This window comes from Listeria cornellensis FSL F6-0969 (assembly GCF_000525855.1).
GTDB classification, from domain to species: domain Bacteria; phylum Bacillota; class Bacilli; order Lactobacillales; family Listeriaceae; genus Listeria_A; species Listeria_A cornellensis.
Genome location: NZ_AODE01000001.1, coordinates 26,858 through 33,989 on the forward strand (window position 1 = coordinate 26,858; position 7,132 = coordinate 33,989).

At 39.4% G+C, this 7,132-nt stretch carries 5 protein-coding genes and 1 pseudogene; all 6 read left to right on the forward strand.

Features of this window, described 5'->3' with window-relative positions; all coding sequences use genetic code 11:
- Positions 1 to 57 precede the first annotated feature (57 nt).
- The 6 genes and pseudogenes from PCORN_RS00135 to spxA all read left to right on the forward strand — a co-directional run bounded on the left by PCORN_RS00135 (position 58) and on the right by spxA (position 7,084).
- Positions 58 to 1,727: pseudogene (locus PCORN_RS00135) on the forward strand (peptide ABC transporter substrate-binding protein).
- A gap of 637 nt (positions 1,728 to 2,364) precedes the next feature.
- On the forward strand, positions 2,365 to 3,291 hold the full coding sequence (opp3b, locus tag PCORN_RS00140) for an oligopeptide ABC transporter permease (RefSeq protein ID WP_036076494.1): 927 nt from the start codon (positions 2,365 to 2,367) through the stop codon (positions 3,289 to 3,291).
- Between the two features lie 2 nt (positions 3,292 to 3,293).
- On the forward strand, positions 3,294 to 4,313 hold the full coding sequence (opp3C, locus tag PCORN_RS00145) for an oligopeptide ABC transporter permease (protein WP_036076495.1): 1,020 nt from the start codon (positions 3,294 to 3,296) through the stop codon (positions 4,311 to 4,313).
- Positions 4,314 to 4,331: 18 nt separating this feature from the next.
- Positions 4,332 to 5,411: an ABC transporter ATP-binding protein gene (locus PCORN_RS00150; RefSeq protein ID WP_036076498.1), complete on the forward strand. Its 1,080-nt coding sequence runs from the start codon at positions 4,332 to 4,334 to the stop codon at positions 5,409 to 5,411.
- Positions 5,404 to 6,369, forward strand: coding sequence for an ABC transporter ATP-binding protein (locus PCORN_RS00155; protein ID WP_036076500.1), 966 nt, complete (start codon positions 5,404 to 5,406; stop codon positions 6,367 to 6,369). The genes PCORN_RS00150 and PCORN_RS00155 overlap by 8 nt, the downstream gene beginning before the upstream one ends.
- Before the next feature lie 319 nt (positions 6,370 to 6,688).
- Positions 6,689 to 7,084, forward strand: coding sequence for a transcriptional regulator SpxA (gene spxA / locus PCORN_RS00160; RefSeq protein WP_036059428.1), 396 nt, complete (start codon positions 6,689 to 6,691; stop codon positions 7,082 to 7,084).
- The last annotated feature ends 48 nt before the right edge of the window (positions 7,085 to 7,132 follow it).

Sequence of the window (7,132 nt, forward strand, 5' to 3'; positions counted from 1 at the left end):
AGAGTATAATAGTAATCGAAATGATTTTTCTGAAAAATAAAAAAGGGAGGTTTACTAATGAAAAAATCTAAATTGTTTTTAGTTTTAGGATTAACATTAGTACTAAGCTTAGTACTGGCAGCATGTGGAGGAGGAAGCGATTCCAAATCTAGCGGAGGCTCAAAGGATTCCAAGCAAGAATTAAACTTGATGGAGTCAGCTCTTATCCCATCAGCGGATAGTACAAAAGCAGATGATGCAGTTGGATTAAACGTAATCAATCAAACAAATGAGGGTATCTACGCACTTGACAAAGACGGCGTGGCACAACCAGCAGGCGTTACTGAGAAAGCAACAGTGAGCGATGACAAAAAAAGTTTATACATTCAAACTACGTGATGACGCAAAATGGTCTAACGGAGATCCTGTAACAGCGCAAGACTATGTATACTCATGGCAACGTGCCGTTGATCCAAGCACAGCAGCAACTTATTCCTATTTATTTGATGGATTAGTTCTAAATGCTTCTGAAATCATCAAAGGTGAGAAAAAACCTTCTGAATTAGGCATTAAAGCAGTCGACGATAATACATTAGAAGTAACACTGGTTCAACCAGCAGCTTACTTTGATTCATTACTAGCATTCCCAACATTCTTCCCACTTAACCAGAAGTTTGTTGAAAGTAAAGGCGACAAATACGCTTTAGATAGCGACAGCATCCTTTACAACGGACCATTCAAATTAACTGATTGGAACGGAACAGGAAAAACTTGGGCGTTCGTGCCAAACGACAAATATTATGACAAAGATAAAGTGAAACTTGATAAAATTAATGTGCAAGTAGTTCAAGATCCTGGAACTAACGTTAACTTATACAACACTAACAAATTAGACAAAGCGCTACTATCAGCTGAATACGCTGCTCAAAACAAAAATAAAGACGACTATAAAGTAGAAGAAGAATCTTCTGTATTCTACATTAAATTTAACCAAGAACGTAATGGTAAGAAAACACCATTAGCTAATAAAAATATCCGTAAAGCATTGGCACTAGCAGTCGACAAACAAAGCTATGTGGACACTGTTTTACAAAATGGTTCTATCCCGGCGAACGGTTTAGTTCCTAAGAAATTCACGTTTGACCCTAAAGATAACAAAGACTACCGCGATGAAGTTGGCGATGTTGGCGTTTATAACTTAGACGAAGCGAAAAAAGCATGGACACAAGGCTTGAAAGAGCTAGGCGTTACTTCTCTAAACCTTGAATTTACAAGTGACGATACTGAAAATGCGAAGAAATCAAGCGAATTCTTACAAAACCAATGGGAGAAAAACCTATCTGGTCTGAAAGTATCTCTTAAAAACGTACCATTCAAAATCCGTTTAGCGAATGACCAAAAACAAGATTATGATTTCTCTCTAAGCGCTTGGGGTCCTGACTATCAAGATCCATCAACATTCTTGAACTTGTTCAGAACTGGTAATGCACAAAACAGAATGAGCTATTCAAATGCCGCTTACGATAAAATTATCGACCAAGCAGCAGGTCCACTTGCTGGTGATACACAAGCTCGTTGGGATGAAATGCTTAAAGCTGAACCAATTCTAATTGAAGAAGATTATGCAATTCAACCACTTTACCAACGTGCGAAAGCATTCTTGCAACAACCATACGTGAAAGATCTACAAAAAAAATGCGTTTGGTCCAGACTATACGTTCAAAACAACGTATATTGACGGAAAATAAGTAAACGCATATCATTTTAAGAAATGCTTGACTGTAACCTGAGAGAGTATATTCTATATACTCTCTCTTTTAATGATGAATTAGGATGAGTCTGGGACATAACCCAGATAAATCGGCGACAAGCGCTCGCATTCAGGGAGTTTGGCGGACTTCCGGTTCTCACATACACCAGTATGCTCCGCTTCCGGTTTCCACCAAACTCCCTGAATACAAACGCTTTCGCTCGATTTGTGTAAAGCAAAATTTTTCGTCTTACCCAAGTAAATGGCTAGGCGGCTTTGCTTTATCTTGAGTTTTGTCCCAACCTCTTTTAATGATGAATTAGGATGCGTTACATATCCAAATGATAAACTGATAAGGTCAGCAGGATGTGGAAACACTCTTTTCTTGATATTCCACCAAACCTCATTATCACATGTTGAGATTTCAGTTTATTATGTTTCCGTTTAGAATAATCACAATGAATTTTTAGATAACTTGATGTATTTTGGTTTCCAAAGGATGCTCTTTATAACCAAAGTGGATTCGAGAATTTAAAAAAACAATGAATTGAGAAAACAAAGCTCGCTATGGTTGCAGGCTTATGATAAAATAAGAAAATATTCTACAAAATAAATTTTTTCGGGGGGGTGTAGAGATGATTAAATATGGATTGAAACGGCTCTTATATATGGTTATTACAATGTTTATTATTGCAACAGTGACATTCATTTTAATGCAATATCTACCAGGTTCACCGTATAGAAACGAAGCTAAAATGACGCCAGAACAAATTCAGATTATGAACGACCAGTATGGACTAAATGATCCAGTACCAATGCAATATCTTCACTACATGGGAGACTTATTACAGGGAAATCTAGGGGTATCTTTCCAATTGGATAATCGACCTGTATCTGAAATACTAGGAAATCTGATTGGTCCATCGATTACAATCGCCGTAGAAGCCATTGTTTTCGGACTACTATTTGGTATTATACTAGGGGTTATAGCGGCCATGTTCCAGAATAAGTGGCCCGATTATACGAGTACGTTTATCGCGATTCTCGGGAAATCGATACCATCTTTCGTATTTGCCGCCATGCTACAATATTGGATTGGTGCTAAGTTACAATGGTTGCCAGTTGCGGGTTGGGGTAGCTTTGAATACACCATACTGCCAGCACTCGCACTTGCGATGTTTCCACTCGCCACAGCAGCTCGTTTTATGAGAACAGAGCTTATCGATGTGTTCGGTTCGGATTATGTGTTGCTTGCAAAAGCGAAAGGGAATAACCGTGTGGAAGTTGCTTGGAAACATGCGATTCGTAATGCACTGATTCCGCTTATTACCGTTATCGGTCCATTAACTGTGGCCTTGATGACTGGTTCACTTGTTATTGAAAATATTTTTGGTATTCCAGGTATCGGAAGCCAGTTTGTTTCATCTATACAAACCAATGACTATCCTGTAATTATGGGAACTACGCTACTCTTTGCGGGTATGCTTGTTTTCGTTATTCTAGTGGTAGATATTCTTTACGGATTGATTGACCCTCGTATCCGTGTGTCGGGAGGTAAATAATTATGACAGAATCAAAAATTTCAAAAGAATTATTCCAACCCGCGCATATACAAGAATCAGAACATGAGAAAATTCTCCGTCCAAGTCTTACTTTTATGCAAGATTCTTGGATTCGGATCAGAAAAAATAAAGCGGCTTTAGTGAGTATTATCGTGTTGTCACTTGTTATTATCATGGCTTTTATTGGCCCACTTATTTCTGGGTACACATACTCAGAACAAACAACGTCTAATGCCTCACTACCACCTAAAGTCCAAGGTTTTGATAATATGCCATTTTGGAATGGTAAGCAAAACATCGGTGGGGAAGAAGTAGACGTTTATAAACAAAAAAATGTACCTGAAGGAACGTATTATTGGTTTGGAACAGATACACTTGGCCGTGACCAATTTACACGTGTTTGGAAAGGAACGCAAATATCACTATTTATCGGTTTTGTAGCTGCATTCTTTGACTTACTTGTCGGGGTAACGTACGGTATGATTTCTGGTTATTCTGGTGGTCGTGTCGATAACTTCATGCAACGTATTTTGGAGGTTGCTTCGGCGATTCCAAACTTAGTTGTGGTTATCCTCATGTTGCTCGTCCTCGATCCCGGTATCATGTCCATTATCATTGCGATTGCGATGACCAGTTGGATAACGATGGCGCGGGTTGTACGTGGACAAGTTTTGAAATTGAAAGATCAAGAGTTTGTCTTAGCTTCTAAAACGCTTGGTGGTTCGACGCCGAGTATTTTATTCAAGCATTTGCTGCCCAACGTATCGGGTGTTATTATCATCAACGTTATGTTTAGTATTCCAAGTGCGATTTTCTTCGAGGCCTTCTTAGGATTTATCGGTTTAGGTATTCCTGCACCACAGGCATCGCTTGGAACGCTCATTAGTGAAGGGTACAAGACGCTACAAGTATTGCCATATATGGTTCTTTATCCAACGCTCGTACTATGTATTATCATGATTGCATTTAACTTAATTGCTGACGGCTTACGTGATGCGTTTGATCCGAAAATGCGTGATTAAAGGTGAGGTGAGGAAAAAATGGAAAAACTGTTAGAAGTAAAAGATCTGCATATCTCGTTTCATACGTATGCTGGTGAAGTAAAAGCAATTCGTGGCGTGAGCTTTGACCTAATTAAAGGGGAGACGCTAGCAATCGTTGGTGAGTCTGGTTCGGGGAAATCCGTAACGACAAAGTCCATCATGCGCCTACTACCTGAAAGTAATTCCAAAATTAAATCAGGAGAAATCCTATTTAACGGTATAGATATCGCGAAAGCATCTGAAAAACAAATGCAAAAAATTCGTGGTAAAGAAATTTCGATGATTTTCCAAGATCCGATGACCTCATTGAATCCAACAATGACCATCGGCAAACAAATTGCAGAACCGATCATCAAACACCAAAAAATTGGTAAAAAAGAGGCCTTGAAAACAGCGCTTCGTTTGCTTCAATTGGTTGGTATTCCAAATGCAGAAGAACGTTTAAAACAATATCCGCATCAGTTTTCGGGTGGTATGCGTCAACGTGTTGTTATCGCGATTTCACTTGCTTGTAATCCGCAAATCCTGATTGCCGATGAGCCAACAACGGCACTCGACGTTACGATTCAAGCGCAAATTTTGGACTTGATGAAAGATTTGCAGAAAAAAATTGATACGTCGATTATCTTCATTACGCATGACCTTGGTGTTGTAGCGAATGTAGCCGATCGTGTAGCAGTTATGTATGGCGGTAAGATTGTTGAAATCGGAACAGTAGATGAGATTTTCTACAACCCGCAACATCCGTACACGTGGGGACTTATTAGTTCGATGCCGACATTGGACACGGAAGAGGAAGAACTATTTGTTATTCCTGGTACGCCTCCTGATTTGCTTGATCCTCCAAAAGGAGACGCATTTGCCGCACGTAATCAATATGCGATGCAAATCGATCTAGAGCAGGAACCACCAATGTACAAAGTCTCTGACACGCATTATGCAGCCACTTGGTTATTGCATCCAGATGCACCAGAGGTAACGCCTCCTGATGCCGTATTACGTCGTCAAGAGCAATTTGCAACGGAACATCCCGGTATGCAAGCTGTTCACGCGAAGGGGGTTGAAGTAGATGGCTGAAAAACTACTCGAAATTAAGAATTTAAAGCAATATTTTAATAAAGGCAAAGCAAGCGAAGTCCGCGCTGTAGATGGTATTTCTTTTGATATCTATAAAGGAGAAACGCTTGGTCTTGTAGGCGAGTCTGGTTGTGGGAAATCGACAACTGGGCGTACAATTATCCGTCTATATGACGCAACGGATGGTGAAGTACTGTATGATGGTGTCGATGTACATGGTCGTAAATCACGTACAGAAATGCACGAGTTCCGTCGCAAAATGCAAATGATTTTCCAAGATCCGTATGCATCGTTAAATCCGCGTATGAAAGTGAAGGATATCATTGCAGAGGGTATTCGTATTCACGGCTTGGCGAAAACACCATCTGAGCTAACGAATCAAGTCTATGAGTTGTTAGAAACGGTTGGTTTGAGCAAGGAACATGCTGGTCGTTATCCGCATGAATTCTCCGGTGGTCAACGTCAACGTATCGGGATTGCTCGTGCGCTTGCTGTTCAACCAGAATTCATCATTGCGGATGAGCCGATTTCTGCCTTGGACGTTTCGATTCAAGCACAAGTTGTCAACCTACTAAAACAATTGCAAAAAGAAAAAGGCCTGACATATCTGTTTATCGCGCATGATTTGTCGATGGTTAAATATATTAGTGATCGTATCGGCGTTATGTATTTCGGTAAATTGGTGGAATTAGCACCAGCTGACGATTTATATCGCGCGCCGTTACATGCATATACGGAATCCTTACTTTCTGCGATTCCATTACCTGATCCTAACTATGAGCGTACTCGTATTCGTAAAACGTATGATCCAGCCGTTCATAATTATACAGGAAATGAAGATTTACAGATGCGTGAAATTGCGCCAGGACATTTTGTGTACTGTTCTCCTGAAGAAGTAGCTACTTATCAAGAGAAACATGCAAAATTAACTGCCGACGCAGCTGCAAATGTCGAATAATAAGTTAGAAGCCATCCTGAAAACCAGGATGGCTTTTCCAATTGCATTCTAACAAATTTCTCATCAAATTCTAATGTAAAGGCTTATATTTTCATCGGATTCTTGTTTTAAAGCGGTATAGTAAGGGTAACATACATATAACGAGCAACTTTCAATCTGTGTGAGTTGGATAACTTTTTTTTGAAATAGTGTGTTGCTTTTTGCTATTTTGGTGTATAATGAAAGTAGGTCTTAAAAGAGATCGTTTCCAATAGATATATTGTTAGGAAATTCGTTACATTGAATGAAACAATAAACCAATAAGGAGTGTGAATGTCTAATGGTAACGTTATACACTTCACCAAGTTGCACGTCTTGTCGTAAGGCTCGTGCATGGCTAGAGGAACATGATATCCCATACAAAGAGAGAAACATTTTCTCGGAGCCATTAAGTTTAGGCGAAATTAAAGAAATTTTACGAATGACAGAGGATGGTACGGATGAGATTATTTCCACACGTTCTAAGACATTCCAAAAATTAAATGTGGATTTAGATAGTTTACCGCTTCAAGAATTATTTGAACTAATCCAAAAAAATCCAGGTTTGCTACGTCGCCCAATTATTATTGATGAGAAGCGTTTACAAGTAGGTTATAACGAAGATGAAATTCGTCGTTTCTTACCACGTCGCGTTCGGACGTACCAATTGCGTGAAGCTCAAAAACTGGTTAATTAATCTTATTTGGACTACCAATGCTTTTTTAGGTATTGGTAGTTTTTTTGG

Coding starts and splice junctions, on each gene's coding strand:
- PCORN_RS00155 (WP_036076500.1), top strand. CDS start 5,404: ATGGCTGAAAAACTACTCGAAATTAAGAATTTAAAGCAATATTTTAAT.
- opp3C (WP_036076495.1), top strand. CDS start 3,294: ATGACAGAATCAAAAATTTCAAAAGAATTATTCCAACCCGCGCATATA.
- opp3b (WP_036076494.1), top strand. CDS start 2,365: ATGATTAAATATGGATTGAAACGGCTCTTATATATGGTTATTACAATG.
- spxA (WP_036059428.1), top strand. CDS start 6,689: ATGGTAACGTTATACACTTCACCAAGTTGCACGTCTTGTCGTAAGGCT.
- PCORN_RS00150 (WP_036076498.1), top strand. CDS start 4,332: ATGGAAAAACTGTTAGAAGTAAAAGATCTGCATATCTCGTTTCATACG.